Annotated in this window: 22 protein-coding genes; 18 read left to right on the plus strand and 4 right to left on the minus strand. The window is 68.0% G+C overall.

What is annotated here, in order from left to right:
* The first annotated feature begins 42 nt into the window (after positions 1 to 42).
* Entirely contained in the window at positions 43 to 225 is a 183-nt protein-coding gene (locus tag C457_RS16615; protein ID WP_239640771.1) for a hypothetical protein, read from the plus strand.
* A 24-nt stretch (positions 226 to 249) separates the two neighbouring features.
* On the opposite strand, the gene C457_RS16620 is transcribed toward C457_RS16615, so the two are convergent.
* Positions 250 to 1,233 carry a DUF5787 family protein gene (locus C457_RS16620; protein WP_181950669.1) on the minus strand — a complete coding sequence of 328 codons (984 nt, stop codon included), beginning with the start codon at positions 1,231 to 1,233 and terminating at the stop codon, positions 250 to 252.
* 126 nt (positions 1,234 to 1,359) lie between these two features.
* Here C457_RS16620 and C457_RS16625 point away from each other — a divergent pair, with 126 nt between their 5' ends.
* The 12 genes from C457_RS16625 to C457_RS20710 all read left to right on the plus strand — a co-directional run bounded on the left by C457_RS16625 (position 1,360) and on the right by C457_RS20710 (position 9,390).
* The gene (locus C457_RS16625; protein ID WP_008096487.1) at positions 1,360 to 2,169 is read left to right on the plus strand and encodes a DUF6517 family protein; all 810 of its coding nucleotides are present in this window, start codon (positions 1,360 to 1,362) and stop codon (positions 2,167 to 2,169) included.
* Between the two features lie 237 nt (positions 2,170 to 2,406).
* Positions 2,407 to 3,642, plus strand: a complete 1,236-nt coding sequence (locus C457_RS16630; protein ID WP_049913674.1) for a translation initiation factor IF-2 subunit gamma — start codon at positions 2,407 to 2,409, stop codon at positions 3,640 to 3,642.
* A gap of 22 nt (positions 3,643 to 3,664) precedes the next feature.
* Entirely contained in the window at positions 3,665 to 4,033 is a 369-nt protein-coding gene (locus C457_RS16635; RefSeq protein ID WP_008096489.1) for a hypothetical protein, read from the plus strand.
* Between the two features lie 7 nt (positions 4,034 to 4,040).
* Complete coding sequence (locus C457_RS16640) at positions 4,041 to 4,613, plus strand: DNA-directed RNA polymerase (RefSeq protein WP_008096490.1); 573 nt, start codon at positions 4,041 to 4,043, stop codon at positions 4,611 to 4,613.
* The gene (spt4, locus tag C457_RS16645; RefSeq protein WP_004041779.1) at positions 4,613 to 4,810 is read left to right on the plus strand and encodes a transcription elongation factor subunit Spt4; all 198 of its coding nucleotides are present in this window, start codon (positions 4,613 to 4,615) and stop codon (positions 4,808 to 4,810) included. The genes C457_RS16640 and spt4 overlap by 1 nt, the downstream gene beginning before the upstream one ends.
* A 2-nt stretch (positions 4,811 to 4,812) precedes the next feature.
* A complete protein-coding gene (locus C457_RS16650) occupies positions 4,813 to 5,352 on the plus strand; it encodes a GTP-dependent dephospho-CoA kinase family protein (RefSeq protein ID WP_008096497.1) in 540 nt (179 codons plus the stop codon).
* A 68-nt stretch (positions 5,353 to 5,420) separates the two neighbouring features.
* Complete coding sequence (locus C457_RS16655) at positions 5,421 to 5,726, plus strand: 30S ribosomal protein S24e (RefSeq protein WP_004976369.1); 306 nt, start codon at positions 5,421 to 5,423, stop codon at positions 5,724 to 5,726.
* Positions 5,727 to 5,759: 33 nt separating this feature from the next.
* Positions 5,760 to 7,418, plus strand: coding sequence for a bifunctional N(6)-L-threonylcarbamoyladenine synthase/serine/threonine protein kinase (locus C457_RS16660; RefSeq protein WP_008096499.1), 1,659 nt, complete (start codon positions 5,760 to 5,762; stop codon positions 7,416 to 7,418).
* Between the two features lie 65 nt (positions 7,419 to 7,483).
* The gene (locus C457_RS16665; protein ID WP_004976371.1) at positions 7,484 to 7,762 is read left to right on the plus strand and encodes a DUF5808 domain-containing protein; all 279 of its coding nucleotides are present in this window, start codon (positions 7,484 to 7,486) and stop codon (positions 7,760 to 7,762) included.
* Between the two features lie 54 nt (positions 7,763 to 7,816).
* On the plus strand, positions 7,817 to 8,449 hold the full coding sequence (locus C457_RS16670) for a non-canonical purine NTP pyrophosphatase (protein WP_008096502.1): 633 nt from the start codon (positions 7,817 to 7,819) through the stop codon (positions 8,447 to 8,449).
* 150 nt (positions 8,450 to 8,599) lie between these two features.
* The gene (locus tag C457_RS16675; protein ID WP_049913675.1) at positions 8,600 to 9,019 is read left to right on the plus strand and encodes an ACT domain-containing protein; all 420 of its coding nucleotides are present in this window, start codon (positions 8,600 to 8,602) and stop codon (positions 9,017 to 9,019) included.
* A 194-nt stretch (positions 9,020 to 9,213) separates the two neighbouring features.
* The gene (locus C457_RS20710) at positions 9,214 to 9,390 is read left to right on the plus strand and encodes a hypothetical protein (RefSeq protein ID WP_008096505.1); all 177 of its coding nucleotides are present in this window, start codon (positions 9,214 to 9,216) and stop codon (positions 9,388 to 9,390) included.
* Between the two features lie 23 nt (positions 9,391 to 9,413).
* On the opposite strand, the gene C457_RS16680 is transcribed toward C457_RS20710, so the two are convergent.
* Positions 9,414 to 9,890 (minus strand): PIN domain-containing protein, encoded by a 477-nt coding sequence (locus C457_RS16680; protein WP_008096507.1) that lies wholly within the window; start codon positions 9,888 to 9,890, stop codon positions 9,414 to 9,416.
* 231 nt (positions 9,891 to 10,121) lie between these two features.
* Here C457_RS16680 and C457_RS16685 point away from each other — a divergent pair, with 231 nt between their 5' ends.
* Genes C457_RS16685 through C457_RS16695 form a run of 3 tightly spaced genes read left to right on the plus strand, consistent with a single transcriptional unit; the run spans position 10,122 to position 12,736 of the window.
* Positions 10,122 to 11,150 carry a substrate-binding domain-containing protein gene (locus tag C457_RS16685; protein ID WP_008096509.1) on the plus strand — a complete coding sequence of 343 codons (1,029 nt, stop codon included), beginning with the start codon at positions 10,122 to 10,124 and terminating at the stop codon, positions 11,148 to 11,150.
* A 24-nt stretch (positions 11,151 to 11,174) separates the two neighbouring features.
* On the plus strand, positions 11,175 to 11,873 hold the full coding sequence (locus C457_RS16690; RefSeq protein WP_004976378.1) for an ABC transporter permease: 699 nt from the start codon (positions 11,175 to 11,177) through the stop codon (positions 11,871 to 11,873).
* On the plus strand, positions 11,870 to 12,736 hold the full coding sequence (locus C457_RS16695) for an ABC transporter ATP-binding protein (RefSeq protein ID WP_008096511.1): 867 nt from the start codon (positions 11,870 to 11,872) through the stop codon (positions 12,734 to 12,736). The genes C457_RS16690 and C457_RS16695 overlap by 4 nt, the downstream gene beginning before the upstream one ends.
* A gap of 294 nt (positions 12,737 to 13,030) precedes the next feature.
* On the opposite strand, the gene C457_RS16700 is transcribed toward C457_RS16695, so the two are convergent.
* A complete protein-coding gene (locus C457_RS16700) occupies positions 13,031 to 13,684 on the minus strand; it encodes a potassium channel family protein (protein ID WP_008096513.1) in 654 nt (217 codons plus the stop codon).
* Positions 13,685 to 13,725: 41 nt separating this feature from the next.
* Positions 13,726 to 14,343: a hypothetical protein gene (locus C457_RS16705; RefSeq protein WP_008096514.1), complete on the minus strand. Its 618-nt coding sequence runs from the start codon at positions 14,341 to 14,343 to the stop codon at positions 13,726 to 13,728.
* Between the two features lie 98 nt (positions 14,344 to 14,441).
* Between C457_RS16705 and C457_RS16710 the strand changes: the two genes are divergently transcribed.
* Together C457_RS16710 and C457_RS16715 are read left to right on the plus strand one after the other, a co-directional pair.
* Positions 14,442 to 15,053 (plus strand): metal-dependent hydrolase, encoded by a 612-nt coding sequence (locus tag C457_RS16710; protein WP_172795736.1) that lies wholly within the window; start codon positions 14,442 to 14,444, stop codon positions 15,051 to 15,053.
* 146 nt (positions 15,054 to 15,199) lie between these two features.
* Positions 15,200 to 15,811: a class I SAM-dependent methyltransferase gene (locus C457_RS16715; protein ID WP_008096515.1), complete on the plus strand. Its 612-nt coding sequence runs from the start codon at positions 15,200 to 15,202 to the stop codon at positions 15,809 to 15,811.
* Positions 15,812 to 15,832: the final 21 nt, after the last annotated feature.

The following is a 15,832-nucleotide window of genomic DNA, read 5'->3' on the forward strand; positions in this document are numbered from 1 at the left end:
CGGTCCGATGCGACTTTGCGACCGGAGCGCGTCGGGACGGTCGTGTCCGATATCGTCGACGCACTTCGGTACAGCACGCCGCTGGCGCTCGTCGCCGGCGTCGTCTGGTTCCTCGTGGCCTCGTGGTCCGGCGAGCCGAACTGGGTCGAAGGTGCGGTGTTCGTCGTCGGTTTCGGCGTCGTCGCCACACTCGGCTGGCACTACTCCGACGAGCGGAACGAGTAGCGACCCGGCGAGAGACCGGCCGAGTCAGAAGTACCGGTCGAGTCCCGACTGTCTGCGAACCGCCCCGGCCGGGTCGGCGACCCAGCCCGTCCGCGACTCGCGGAGGCCGTCGCGGTCAAGTTCGGGCGGGTCGGCCGCCTCGAACGCCGAGCAGTCGGCACCGCACTCGGAGCCGGGGTCGACCACGCGGTCGAAGTGGGCGCAGACCGGGCGGCCGTCGGCGTCGACGCGGGCGTGGGCGCAGGCGGGGAGGTCGTAGGCGCGCCACCCCTTCCCGTAGGCGCGCTCGGCAAGTCGAAGGCGGGCGGTTCGCTTTTCCGCGGGCGAGACGAGCGCCACGTCGGTGTGTAGCGAGTGGTACTCGACGGGTTCGACGCCGGTCGAACCGGGCGAGAGCGGCTGAGGCTCGCGGACCACCTCCCGGTCGCCGGTGTCGGGGTCGAAGCGCCAGACGCCGACTTCCTCGGGGATGCGGTTGAGGTGCGCGCCGGTGACGTAGCTCTCAGTCGCGAGAATCACCTCGTCGAAGACCGCGAGACTCACGTCGAGGCGGAGCTGTCGGAGCAGGTCGCCGGGACTGCCGAGGTCGGGTTTGTTCTCGATGCCGACGAGCCGGGAGAACCAGTCGTCGGGATAGCGGGCGGCGCGGCGGACGTACTCCCTGCTCCGGCGGCGCTCGGACTCGAAGAAGCCGACCTCGACGGCGCGGTCGGTGGCGCGGCGGGCGCGGCCGGGGTGGCAGTCGAAGCCGTCGCGCCAGAAGACGGCGCTTCCGGCCCCCACGTCGCTCTCGATGGCCGCCGCGGGAATCGCGCGGTCGGTGATGCGGGCGCGTTCGTCGAACTCCGGGCCCGGAACGACGGCGCACACGTCGATGATGCGGCTCCCGGGCGAGGCGACCGACGCGCCGAGTTGGCGCGCGGGCAGCCAGTCTGTCGTCTGTTCGAGCTGGGCGCAGAGCGCCAGTTCGAAGGCGAACTCCGAGGGCGACGACACCGGAGCGGGCACGTGGTACGGTCGGGGATGGAGCGGCAAAAAGCTCGCTCTCAGAGCGGTCGACCCGTCGTGTCTATGTTCTCGCATTTGATTTTCGGGGAGATACCTATTTGAAACAGAGCGAGGCAGTACTGACCGATGAAGGGGGAAGACAACGCAACCCACAGTATCAGACGGAGAACGTACCTCGGTATCGCGGCCAGCGCGGGGCTCGCCGGTCTCGCCGGCTGTAGTTCCGGAACGACCGCGAGCGCCGCGCGGGCACCGCCGAAGGTTCCGAAGGGGGCGCTCGAAGCCGGCGGCTGGGAGTACATCGGGGGACACTCTCTCGACCCGGCGTTCGAGCGGTCGGTCGGCCCGGCGAGCGTCTCCGCGGCGTTCGAGACGGTCGTGTACGAAGACATGGACCTCTCCGAGACGCTGAAAGAGAAGACGCTCGGGCAGGCCGAGGGGCAGTTCTCGCTGTTCTTCGCGACGCGCGTGACGCTCGACCCGAGCCTGTCGAACCTCCCGGAGACGGTCCGCGGAACGGTCGTCGACTTGGTCGAGAAGCACGCGCGGAAACACTACGAGACGCAGTTATCGGACGTTGGCGTCACGGACATCGAACAGACCGACACGCGGTCGACGACGGTCGATACCGGCGATTCGGCGCGCGTTACCGACTACGGGGCGACGATTTCCTTCGATACGATTACGTTCCCGTTCACGGACGAAAAGGAGTTCACAATCGAAGGACAGGAGTTCGACGTCAGCGGGATGCTGGCCGTCTGGGAGCACGACGGGGCGATTCTCGTCGCGGGTGGCGCACACCCCGGCGAGAACATCGAACTCAGCGTGACCAAGGAGCCGACCGAGGCCATCGAGGTCTCGGTCGACATCGACCTCGGACTCACGCCGGACGCCTACCGAGACGAGCTTCGCTCGCTCGTCAAGGGCGTCGAATAACCGACGGATTCCGGAGCCGATAGCCGTTCGAGGGGTTACTCGAATCGGTCTACGAACCGTCGTGCTGGGGGGCACGACGAACCATTTTCCGAAGCAGCGCCGGGAGCGGGAGACGCCGCTGAATCGCCGCGCGCGGTGTGTGACCGCCCGACGTAGCCACAGCAGCCCCGGTCCGAGAACAGCACCTTTATCAGTCGTTCGGAGCCAAGTTCACGCAAGATTACTCTCAGGAGGTCAATGGTGACGAAAAACCCACAACAACCGGAGGTGAACATCGGACTCGTCGGTCACGTCGACCACGGAAAGACGACGCTCGTTCAAGCGTTGTCCGGCTCGTGGACGGACCAGCACTCGGAGGAGATGAAGCGCGGAATCTCCATCCGACTCGGGTACGCCGACGCGACGTTCCGTCAGATTCCCGGCGTTGACGCGCCGGAGTGTTACACGGTCGAAGAGGAGACAGAAGACGGCGAAGAGACCGAAGTGCGCCGCACCGTCTCGTTCGTCGACGCGCCCGGCCACGAAACGCTCATGGCGACCATGCTCTCTGGTGCCGCCATCATGGACGGCGCCATCCTGCTCGTGAGCGCGACCGAGGACGTGCCGCAGGCCCAGACAGCAGAGCACCTGATGGCGCTCGATATCATCGGTATCGAGAACATCGTCATCGCGCAGAACAAGGTCGACCTCGTCGACCGCGAGCGCGCCCTCGACAACTACGAACAGATCAAGGAGTTCGTGAAGGGAACGGTGGCCGAAGACGCGCCCATCGTCCCCATCAGCGCCCAGCAGGAGGTCAACCTCGACCTCCTCATCGAGGCCATCGAGGAGGAGATTCCGACGCCCGACCGCGACGAGACCGAAGACAGCCGGATGTTCGTCGCGCGCAGCTTCGACATCAACCGCCCGGGGACGACCTGGGACGGACTCATGGGCGGTGTCATCGGCGGCAGCGTCGTCGCCGGCAAGCTCGAGGAGGGCGACGAACTCGAACTTCGCCCCGGCCGTGAGGTCGACGAGGAGGGCCAGACCGAATGGCGCTCCATCACGACCGAGGTCCGCTCGCTACAGGCGGGCGGCAACATGGTCGACGAAGTCCAGCCCGGCGGTCTCTGCGGCGTCGGGACCGGTCTCGACCCGAGCTTCACGAAGGGCGACGCGCTCGCGGGACAGGTCGCCGGCGAGCCCGGCACGCTCCCGCCGACACGCGAGCAGTTCACCATGGACGTCGAACTGCTCGACCGCGTCGTCGGCGGCGAGGAAGACGAGGGTATCGACGAGATATCCACCGGCGAGCCCCTGATGCTCACCGTCGGCACCGCGACGACCGTCGGCGCGGTGACGAGCGCGCGAAGCGGCGAGGCGGAAGTCTCGCTCAAGCGCCCCGTCTGTGCCGCCGAAGGCGCGAAGATAGCCATCAACCGCCGCGTGGGCGCCCGCTGGCGGCTCATCGGTATCGGGACGCTCAAGTGACGTGACCGCCACCGTAGTCGTCATGGACACGAACGCGCTCATGATGCCGGTCGAGCTCGACGTTCGCGTGTTCGACGAACTCGACCGGCTGCTCGCGGCCGACGCGGACCTCGTGGTCCCCACAGCCGTCCTCGACGAGCTGGAGAAGCTCTCGACGGGCAGCGGGACCGAAGGCGTCGCGGCGAGCGTGGGCGCGGACCTGGCGACCCGGTGCCGGGCGGTCGAAACCGAGGAATCGTACGCCGACGACGCGGTCGTCGAACTCGCCGAATCGGGCGAGGTCGACTACGTCGTCACGAACGACAAGCCCCTCCGTGACCGGGTGCTCGACTGCGGGATTCCCGTCGTCGGCATCCGGGGGCACGCCACGCTGGCAATCACGGAACCTTAACGAAACTATGTACAAACGGGTACGACTCAAAGATACAGTCGAAGTCCCACCCCGACACCTGGGCGACGTGACGCCCGAGCGGGTCAAGCGACTGTTGCAGGACAAGTTGGAAGGACGGATGGACGAGGACGTGGGGAGCGTCGTGAGCGTCGTGAACGTCAACGACATCGGCGAGGGCACCGTGCTGCCCAGCCGCCCCGGCGTCTACTACGAGGCCGACTTCGACGCCATCACCTACGACCCCGACATGCAGGAGGTCGTCGACGGCATCGTGGTCGAAGTCGTCGAGTTCGGTGCCTTCGTCGGCATCGGGCCGGTCGACGGGCTGCTCCACGTCTCGCAGATATCCGACGAATACCTCGCCTACGACGGCGAGAACCAACAGCTCGCGTCGACCGAGTCCAACCAGACGCTCGCCGTCGACGACGAGGTTCGCGCACGCATCGTCACCAAGAGCATCGACGAGCGCAACCCGCGCGACTCGAAGATCGGCCTCACGGCCAAACAGCCGGGGCTCGGCAAGCACGGCTGGCTCGAATCGAAGCGCCAGCAGAGCGAGGCTTCGGCGGAGGGTAACTGATGGCGAAGCCCCGTCTCGCCTGCCGCGAGTGCCACTTCGTCAACGACCCGGACAAACAGACGTGCGAGAACTGCGGGTCGAGCAGTCTCACCGAGGACTGGGCGGGTTACGTCGTCATCACCCACCCCGAAGACAGCGAAATCGCCACCGAGATGAACGTCACCGAGCCCGGCGGCTACGCGCTGAAGGTCCGCTGAGGATGCTCACCCTGCCGACGGCGCTTCGAGCGGCGTTCAAAGAGCCGTTCGGCCCGGTGTACACCGAGGCCGACGACCTCCTCGCAGACGCATCCAGCGAGGACGCGGGCGCGCCGCTCGTCGCCGTCGGCGACGTCGTCACCTTCCACCTCCGCCGCGCCGGTCGCCCGCCGGACGTGGCAGTCGTCGACGGCAAGACGAAGCGCGAGGCCGTCGGCGAGGAGATTCGCCGCGCGGTCGAGACCGGCCGTCTCGTCGAGGTCGAAAACGAACCGGGAACCGTCTCCGTCGACCTCGTGGCCGCGCTCGTGGCCGCGCTCGACGCCGACGAGCCGACGACGCTCCTCGTCGAGGGCGAAGAGGACCTCGCCACACTCCCGGCGGTGCTCGCCGCGCCCGTCGGCTCGACCGTCGTCTACGGCCAGCCCGACGAGGGAATGGTCCGCGTGACCGTCACCGACGCGGCCAAGACCGAGATGCGGGACCTCCTCGCGCAGTTCGACGGCGACTTCGACGCCGTGGTCGCGCCCATCGACGCCTGAGACGCGGGCGCGCTCGTCCCTTCGAAATCCTTTTACTTGCTTCGGGGGGAATTACTGGTAACTGAACCATGGATATCGAAATCATCTCCGAGGAGGAGAACCCCATGTTGCACCGGACGGACGTTCGATTCGAGATCGTCCACGAGGAAGCGACGCCCTCGCGTCTGTCGGTTCGCGACTCGCTCGCGGCCAAGCTGAACAAGGACTCCGACGAGGTCGTCGTCCACGAACTCGACACGAAGTTCGGCATGCGCAAGACCGCGGGCTACGCGAAGGTCTACGAGAGCCCCGAATTCGCGCGCGACGTCGAGCAGGAGCACATGCTCGAGCGCAACAAGATCACCGACGCCGAAGTCGAAGCCGAAGAGGCGTAGTCCCGGCTTCGAACCGCCGTTTCTTCACACTCGATGCGCATTCTCGGAATCGAAGGTACAGCGTGGGCCGCGAGCGCCGCGGTTTTCGAGACCGACGACCCCGACGCGCTCCGCTCCGGAACCGGGCGGACGCCGGACCCCGCGGCCAACCACGTCTTCATCGAATCTGACCCGTACCAGCCCGACAGCGGCGGCATCCACCCGCGAGAGGCCGCAGAGCACATGGGAACCGCCATCCCCGAGGTCGTCGAGACCGCGCTCGCGCACGCCGCGGAGCGACACGACGGCGACGGCCCCGTCGTCGACGGCGTCGCGTTCTCCCGCGGACCCGGGCTCGGCCCGTGTCTCCGCATCGTCGGCACTGCGGCGCGCTCGGTCGCACAGACGCTCGACGTACCGCTACTCGGCGTCAACCACATGGTCGCGCACCTCGAAATCGGCCGCTACCAGTCCGGCTTCGACTCGCCGGTCTGTCTGAACGCCTCGGGTGCGAACGCCCACCTGCTGGGCTACCACAACGGCCGCTACCGCGTCCTCGGCGAGACGATGGACACCGGCGTCGGCAACGCCATCGACAAGTTCACCCGTCACGTCGGCTGGACCCACCCCGGCGGCCCGAAAGTCGAAGAGGCCGCGAAGGGCGGCGACTACGTCGAACTGCCGTACGTCGTCAAGGGGATGGACTTCTCGTTTTCAGGCATCATGAGCGCCGCGAAGGACGAGGCGGACGCGGGCACGCCCGTGCCCGACATCTGCGCCGGCCTGCAGGAGACCATCTTCGCCATGCTCACCGAGGTGGCCGAGCGCGCCCTGTCGCTGACGGGGACAGACGAACTCGTCCTCGGCGGCGGCGTGGGCCAGAACGCCCGCCTGCGCGAGATGCTCGCCGAGATGTGCGACCAGCGCGGCGCGAAGTTCCACGCGCCCGAACCGCGGTTCCTCCGCGACAACGCCGGCATGATAGCCGTGCTCGGCGCGCGGATGCTCGCCGCGGGCGACACGCTCGCGGTCGAGAAATCGACCGTGGACCCGAACTTCCGTCCCGACCAAGTCGAAGTGACGTGGCGTGGCGCGGACGAGTCGGTCGCGCGCGCCTACACCGACGACGGCGCGATTCGCGGGGCCGAAGCGACCGTCGACATCGGCGCGGACGAGGTCGTCAAGCGGCGCGTCCCGAAGACGTACCGCCACCCGGAACTGGACGACAAACTCCGCCGCGAGCGGACGAAAGCCGAGTCGCGGCTGACGAGCGACGCCCGGCGCGCCGGCGTCCGGACGCCCGTCGTCCGCGACGTGGACCCCGTCGACGGCGTCATCGCGTTCCAGCGAGTCGGCGACGCGGACCTCGCGGAGCGACTCGACCCCGAGGCCGTCCGCATCGTCGGCGAGTATCTCGCGCGCCTCCACGAGGCGGGTATCGTCCACGGCGACCCGACGACGCGGAACATCCGAGTCGGGACCGGACCGGGCGGCGAACGGCGCGTGTACCTCATCGACTTCGGTCTCGGCTTCCACACGGGCCACGTCGAGGACCACGCGATGGACCTCCACGTGTTCGCCCAGAGCGTCGAGGGGACCGCCGACGACGCCGAGCCCCTCATCGACGCGCTCGAAGCGGGCTACGAAGCCGTCGGCTCCGAGGAGGTCATCGCCCGGTTGCGAGAGGTCGAATCCCGCGGTCGGTACCGGTAGGTCGCCGCGACCGAACTCGTCGGAAGGCCAAAACGATTTATCCCGAGCCGGCGTATTCGTCTCACATGGCAGACAAACCGCAGCGCGGAACGCTTTTCGGCATCCCGTACAACTTCGAGCGCCCGAGCGCCGGCCGACTGCTCTCGTCGTACTGGCAGCCCGGTAAGGGCATGCTGGTCGAGAAGCCCTTCGGCATCGGCTACACCCTGAATCTCGCGAGTTGGCGGTCGTGGGTCGTCCTCCTCGTCGCCGGGGGCCTCCTCTGGAACGAGCGACAGAAGGCGGAAGAGTCCGAAGAAGAGGCCGAGGCCGACGACGGCCCCGTCGAAGTCATCGTCGACTGAGGCGAAGCGACCGACACCGACGACTTTTCCACGTCCGCCCGCGGAGGGGCGGGCATGCTCCGATACGTCACCACGAACGCGGGGAAGGTCCGCGAGGCGCTCTCGTACCTCGACGACGACGTGACCCAACTCGACTTCGACTACACCGAGGTACAGGCGTCCGAGCTCGGTCCCATCGCGGCGCACGGCGCGCGTGAGGCCTACCGCTACGCCGACGAACCGGTGCTCGTGGACGACGCCGGTCTCTTTATCGACGGCTTCGAGGGCTTTCCCGGCCCGTACTCCTCGTACGTCGAGGACACTCTCGGCGTCGAGGCAGTCCACCGGCTGGCCGCGGCCGAACTCGACGAGCCCCGTCGAGCCTCGTTCCGCTGCGTCCTCGCGTACTGCGACGGCAAGGCCTTCGAGGCGAGTCCGGACCCGATAGACCGCGACGACCGGACCGTGGCGGCCGCCCGCGGCGCGGAACAAGACGCGGAGGAGACGGAGACGCTCCCGGTGAAGTTGTTTACGGGGAGCGTCAACGGCCGCATCGTCCCGCCGCGCGGCGAGGGGGGCTTCGGCTACGACCCCATCTTCGAGCACGACGGTGCGACGTTCGCGGAGCTGAGCGCCGAGGAGAAAAACGGCATCTCCCACCGCGGGCGGGCGTTAGCGAAGTTCGCGACGTGGTACGCCGAGCGGTAGCGAAGCAAACGCCGTCGGACGCGAAGCGTCCGACGGAAGTTCGCCGAACGTCAGTAAGGCGTCCGCCATCGGGCGAACCGAGTGAGCGGGAGCCGCCACGACCACCCCACCGACCGCTACGTTTACCTCGCCGGCGCAACCCCGAACCGCATGGACCCGAGCGACTTCTTCGAGGGCGGGACCGTCATCGTCTCGGCGGCGACCTACGCGGTCGTCAAGGCCGAGCGGGGCGACCCAGACGCCTTCGCGACGATTCGAGACGAGAACGAGACGACCGTCGTCGTCGAGGAAGAGCGCGTCGACGAGGCGTCCGCCGTCGAAGTCGAGCGGGGCTGGAAGCGACTCACCTTCGAGATGGTCCTGCCGTTCGAACTCGTCGGCTTTCTGGCGCAGGTGGCGGGCGCGCTCGCCGAAGAGGACATCTCGATATTCGCGCTGTCGGCGTACTCGACCGACCACGTGCTCGTCCGAGAGGACGACGTGGCGGCGGCCGCGGCGAAACTCGAATCGCTCGGCTGTACCGTCGAGCGCGCCGGGACCACCGACGACGGGAACTACTGTCGAAACTAGTTCGCAAGCAAACAGGTTGATACGTTCGGCGGTGACACATTAGCCACGATGTTCCCCGACTACGACGAGCCCGTCGGGCTCGCCATCGGCCCCTCCAACGGTATCGACAGCACACGCCCCGCGAGAGCCGCTCCCGCCACTCCCCACAATCGCGGGGGTTCACACTCAGGGTCGGCGAGCGCCTACGGAGACGCATGAACCGAGCAAACGTCGTCGCCGCCGGCGCGGCGAGCGGCTACGGCATCGCCGTCTTCGCCGCCATCGCGGTGTTCTTCGGCGACGCCTCCCGGAGCCTCGGCGTCGCCCTCGCCTTCGGTCTCGTGACCGTTCTCGCCATCTTCGCGGTGACTCGAATCGTCAACGGCGACTGAGCCGTCGGGCGGGCGGCCGGCGTCTACGCCCGCGGGTCGCGGTCCGGACCGGGGTACGACCCGCCTTCGACCTCGACGTAGAGACTCTCCGGCGCGAACAGCGTCGCGAACGCCTTCGGGTGTCGGACGCTGACGGGGAAGCGACCGCCGAGCGCCGCGCCCGCCTGCGCCGAACTGAGGCGGTCGTCGAACGTGAGGAGGTGCATCGCGCCGCCGCGGTAGGCCGACGCCAGCGCGGGGTTGTCACCGTCCGGGTGGGAGACGAGTTCGACCCACGACTCGACCTTCTCGCGCCAGTCAGCCGCGAGGTCGGCGTCCGCGAGCGACGAGACGACCGCCTCGGCGTCGTCGAGAAGCGGGTCGCTGGCGACGAGCGTCGTCCACGAGTGCCGGCGGAGGTGGTCGAGCGCCGCTCTGGCGGGGCCGTCGGCGAGGAGGTCGGCCGCGAGCACGTCGGCGTCGGCGACGACCCGCGCGGGCGAGAGTTCCGTCTCAGGCATCGTCACCTCGGCGGGCGCGAAGCGCCTCGGTGATGTCGGCCTCGGTCGTCTCGTAGGCGGCGGCGCGAGCGAAAAGCGACTCCCAACTCATGTCCGTCACCACGGGACGGGTCGAAAAGAATCCGACGCAACCGGTTTCGGACTCGAATCGTTACGATTCATGGATATTGAAATGATTTGTGATTACGTTGCGTGGGAAACAGTTAATCCGCGTTCGGCAAACCACAATGCATGGCGATAGAGCGACGGCGTTTCTTACAGGCGGCCGGTGTCGGCGCGATTCTCGGACTGAGTGGATGCACGGGCGACACGAGCCCTCCGCAGGCGAACGGCGGGGGTGCGGAAGGAACCGAAGAGAGCCAAAGCGGGAGCGGCGCGACCCAGGAACTGACGCTGGCGACGACGACGAGCACGTACGACACGGGACTGCTCGACGCCCTGAACCCGGTGTTCGAAGAGAAGTTCAACGCCCGCGTGAAGACCATCTCGCAGGGAACCGGCGCGGCCATCGAGACGGCGCGGAACGGCGACGCCGACGTGATTCTCGTCCACGCCCGCGGCGCGGAAGACGAGTTCCTCCGAGAGGGCTACGGCGTCAACCGCCGCGACGTGATGTTCAACGACTTCGTCGTCGTCGGGCCGGCGGACGACCCCGCGGGCAGCTCGGGGATGGAGAGCGCGGCCGACGCGTTCGCGACTATTGCGGACGCCGAGGCGACGTTCGTCTCCCGCGGCGACGACTCCGGGACGAACAAGAAGGAACTGCTCATCTGGGAGGCCGCCGGCGTCGAGCCGTCGGGGACGTGGTACCGCGAAATCGGCAAAGGCATGGGCGACACGCTCGTGCAGGCCGACCAGTCGGGCGCGTACACGCTCTCCGACCGCGGAACGTTCCTCGCGACGCAGGACAACATCGACCTCGAAATCCAGGTCCAGGGCCCGCTCAAGGGCGGCCCGACCATCCTGAAGAACCCCTACGGCGTCATCCCGGTCAACCCCGCGAAGTCCCCCGACGTGAACTACTCGCTGGCGATGGCGTACGCCGGCTTCCTCACGAGCCCCGAGGGCCAAGAGATAATCAGCAACTACACGGCTAACGGGTCGCAGTTGTTCTTCCCCAACGCGCTCTCGGAGGGGCCGCAGTTCGGCCAGTACGTCCCCGAGAACTACGACGGCGGGGAGAACGCCTCGTCGTCGGCGTCGGTCTCCGACGCGCAGTTCGAGTCGTGGGTGACACAGCACGTCCCCGAGGACTTTTAGTCCGGTCGGACCCCACCACCGCCCGTGTTCGCCCTCGGCGACCTGAACCTCACCTACCTCGTCAGCATCACGGCCGTCTCGCTGTACGTGAGCACCGCGGCGGTCGCGCTGAGCGCCGCGCTCGGCCTCCCAATCTCGCTGGCGGTCGGGTTCCGCGACTTCTACGGGAAGTCGGTCGTCACCTCCGTCATCTCGACGGGGATGGGCTTTCCGAGCGTCGTCGTCGGCCTCGTCGTCCTCTTGGCGCTGTCCCGCTCGGGACCGCTCGGGACGTTCGACCTGCTGTTTACGCCCGAGGCGATGATTCTCTCGCAGACCATCCTCGCGCTCCCCGTCCTCGTGAGCGTCTCGCTGTCGGCGGTCCAGTCGGTTCCACAGGACCTCAGAGACGCCGCCTTCGCCGCCGGCGGCACCTCGACGGACGTCGCCCTGTTGGTCGTCCGCGAGGCGCGCTACGGCATCGTCACGGCGCTTCTGGCCGCCTACGGCCGCGCCATCAGCGAGGTTGGCTCCGTCCTCATCGTCGGCGGCAACATCGTCTTCTCGGACAGCACGTCGTTCACCCGGACGCTCACGACGGCCATCACCGTCGAGGCGCGGAAGGGGAACATCGAGACGGGCATCGCGCTCGGAGCCATCCTGCTCGCGCTCGTCCTCGGCGTGAACGCCCTCGGCGCGCGCTTCCGCGACCGGACCCCCGGACGGAACGGGAGGGGGCGATGACGGCCGAGAGACCCGGCACCGACGGGTCCGGTGTCGGCGGGGCCGACGAACCAGCCGCGTCCGACCCGGCGTCGAACGGGGCGGGGCGCGGCGGGACCCGACTCGCGGCTCACGACCTCGGCCACGGCTTCGGCAACGGCGCGGTGCTGGAAGATATCTCGCTGGCCGTCGAACCGGGCGAGATTCTCGCCGTCGTCGGCCCCTCGGGGACGGGCAAGACGACGCTCTTCCGACTGCTCGCCATGTTCGAGCGTCCCGACGAGGGGGCGGTCGAAGTCGGCGGCGACGACGTATGGGACCTCCCCGAAGCGCGCCGACTGGCGGTCAGACGGCGAATCGGGATGGCGTTCCAGACGCGGAGTCTCTTCTCGACGACGGTCGAAGAGAACGTCTCTTACGGCCTCCGAGTCCGCCGGTCGTGGTCGGCTCGCATCCGCGACGCGGTCGAAGGGCTGTTCGGCCGCGACGAGCCGTCGGACACGGTCGAAAAGGCGCTTCGGACCGTCGGGATGTTCGACAAGGTCGACCGTGACGCCGGGTCGCTGTCGGCGGGCGAGGCCCAGCGCGTCGCCATCGCGCGGGCGCTCGCACCCGACCCGGACGTGTTACTGCTGGACGAACCGACCTCGAACCTCGACCCGCGGAACACCGCCGCCATCGAGTCTGCGATGCGGGCGGCACGGGACCGCGGCATCGCCGTCGCACTCGCGACTCACGACATGCAACAGGCCCGGCGGGTGTCAGACCGGACGGCCGTCATCCTCGGCGGGACGTGTATCGAATCGGGACCAACCGACGAGGTGTTCGGGTCGCCGGACGACGACCGGGTCCGCCAGTTCGTCGAGGGGAAACTCGTCTACTGAGTGCGGGGCGATTGGCGGGGCGCAACGACCGCGGTATAACAGCAGATATTGCACGTAGATAGCGTGTGACCCCTGTCTGACGCAGATTTAAGGTTCCCCGTACGTACCCGAGTATGGGGCGCGCACTCGGCCTCAGTTCCCATCCTCCCACCGGCGCGCCCGGCACGAAAACCACCACCACCATCGTCGTTCTGGTTCCCCCGGTACGACATGCGGCGCCGCCACCACGGCGCTGTTTTCCGAAACAAATTACACCGCAGAGAAGCCTTTCGACCCGCGAACGTCGGCGCGGCGTCAGCCGAGTAGTTTCGACCGAACCCGTTCCAACGCGTTTCGCTCCGTGAGCAGCGCGAGTTGGTCGCCGGGTTCGACGACGGTCCCCGGAAGCGGAATCGTCATCGGCTCGCGCTCCCGGCCGTGGGCGTAGACGCGACCGTCCGCGCCGAGGTCGATGTTGGCGACGTGGTCGCCGACGATGGGTGCGCCGTCGGGGACGGTTACCGTCGTCAGTCGGAGCTGGTCGGTGAGGTCGCCGATGGCGTTGAAGTCGCCGCCGAGGAGCGCCGTCTTCGCGCCGGCCGCGCCGAGGCGTTCGGGGTAGATAATCTCGTCCACGTCGTCGGCGTAGCGCTCGTAAATCTCCTGGCGGTAGTCCTCGCTGATGCGCATGACCGTCCGGCAGTCGTACTCTTTTCCGAGCATGCAGGCCGCGAAGTTGATGTTCGGGTCGCCGGTCAGCCCGCCGACGGCGTCTGCGCCCTCGACGCCCGCTTCCCGCAGGACGCTTTCGGTCCCGCCGTCGCCGAGAACCGCCTCGAAGCCCTCGTCGCGGGCGCGGTCGACTTTCTTGTCGTTGTTGTCGACGACCGTCACGTCGTGGCCCTCCTCCCGGAGCACGCGGGCGGTCCGCGAGCCCACGCGGCCGTAGCCAACGATAACGAATTTCATGGTAGTAGTATGCACACCGGATGGCTAAAAGATGGCCCCCGTCAGGGTCGAGTCCGTTCGAGTCGCTCCGTGACCGAATCGATGGTGTCCGCGAGTGACGGCGTCCCGAAGAGGGCGACGAGCACCGCGCCGACCGTATCGAAGACGAGGTCGACGATAGTGTCGTCGAGACCGTACTGAACGAGGACGGCCTCCGAGCCGACGGCGTCGGCGGCGAGTCGCGCACCGAACTCAAGTACCTCCCAGAACACGCCGGCCGCGAGCGTGAAAAGCAGGATGTAGACGAACATGAAGCGGTCGGGGAGGTAGACGGTCTCGGTGTACTCGTCGACGGCCCGCGCGGTGACGTAGCCGACCGCCGCGACCACGGTCGCCGAGAGCGTGTGGGTGACGTGGTCCCACCAGTCGATGTAGTGGTACGGGCCGAGCATGCCGATGGCGTGGAACAACACCGCCAACGCCAGCCAGAGGCCGAGAAGCGGGTGGAGTCGAATCTGCCAGTCGCGGCGGAGCACCGCGGGGAGGAACGTCGCCGCCAGCGCGAGCACGGCGTTGACGGTGACGCTCAGGTTCCGCGTGTAGAGACCGACGAGGAAGATACACACGATGATGGCCTGAATCGCCCGCCCCGCGAGTCGCTCGATTCGACTGGGGACCATCGCGGTGTGCTACGACCTGAGCAGCCTAAATTCGACCGTGAGTCTAGCTAGCACGACCACCGACATCGTTTTTCCTCCAGATTGCATACGCCCCATCGATGATGGCCACCACTCACGCCCTCGCGGGTGTCGTCCTCGGCACCGCCGTGTGGGCGCTGGTCCCCGAGGCCGGGATGCTCCCGGTGCTCGCGGCCGCACTCGGCGGCCTGTTCCCCGACTTCGATCTGTACGCGGGCCACCGGAAGACCCTCCACTTCCCCGTGTACTTCAGCGCGCTCGCCGTGCCCGCGGTAGCGGTCGCCGCGCTGAACCCGACGACCACGACGCTCGCCGTCGCGCTGTTCCTCGCGGCGGCCGCGCTCCACTCCGCGTCCGACGTGCTCGGCGGCGGCCTCGAACTCAAGCCGTGGCTCGGCACCTCCGAGCGCGCCGTCTACGACCACTGGAACGGCCGGTGGCTCGCTCCGAAGCGCCTGATTCGCTACGACGGCGCGCCCGAGGACCTCGCGCTGACGCTCGCCTTTGCCGTCCCGCCGGTCCTCGCCTTCGACGGCCTCGCGGAGACGCTCGTCATCGCCGCGGTCGCCGTCTCCGGCGTCTACGTCCTGCTCCGGAAACCGATGGTCGCCATCGCGGAGACCGCCGTCGCGGCGATACCCGACCACGTCGTCGACTACGTGCCGGAGCGGTTCGTCCGCGACCTCCGGTAAGCGACTCCCGTTTTCGAGGCGTCTCGACCGCCGATTCTCCGTTTTTTCAGCGTCGCTTGCGTCTCGACCCGACAGCCCGCGAGAGGGCCGACCGGGACAAGACACTTATCTGACGGCCGCGCGGTCGAACTCACCCGAGTTCCAGAATGACAGACCAACGATGCGCCGTCAGAGATGCGTACGACCGCCTTGCCGACGACTACCTCGACCAGCGGAGCGACGACGCGCCCGCGGTGCTCGACGAACTTGCCGACGCCCTCGACCCGGACGCGCGGGTGCTCGACGCCGGCTGCGGGCAGGGAACGCCCGTGACGGACGCCCTCGCGGCCGACTTCGACGTGGTCGGCGTCGACTTCTCCCGCGAGCAACTGCGCCGCGCCCGCCGAGACGTGCCGGCGGCGCGGTTCGCACAGGGAGACATGACCGCGCTTCCGGTCCGGTCGGACTCCTTCGACGCCGTCTGCGCGTTCTACTCCGTCATCCACGTTCCGGTGGCCGAACACGAGCGGGTGTTCGCGGAGTTCGCCCGCGTCCTCCGGCCCGGCGGCACCCTGCTTTCGACCGTCGGCGGCGAGGCGTGGACCGGGTCGAACCCCGACTGGCTCGACAGCGGCGTCGAGATGCGCTGGAGCTTCCCCGACATCGACGAGACCTACGAGACGCTCGATTCGACCGGGTTCGCGGTCGAAGCGGAGTTCGTCGTGGACGACGAGCTGGGGAGCCAGTACCCGTTCGTGTTAGCGCGGTACGACGGCTGAGGTGGCTATGTTCTCGGCGAA

The sequence above is a fragment of the Haloferax prahovense DSM 18310 genome, from assembly GCF_000336815.1.
Taxonomy (GTDB): domain Archaea; phylum Halobacteriota; class Halobacteria; order Halobacteriales; family Haloferacaceae; genus Haloferax; species Haloferax prahovense.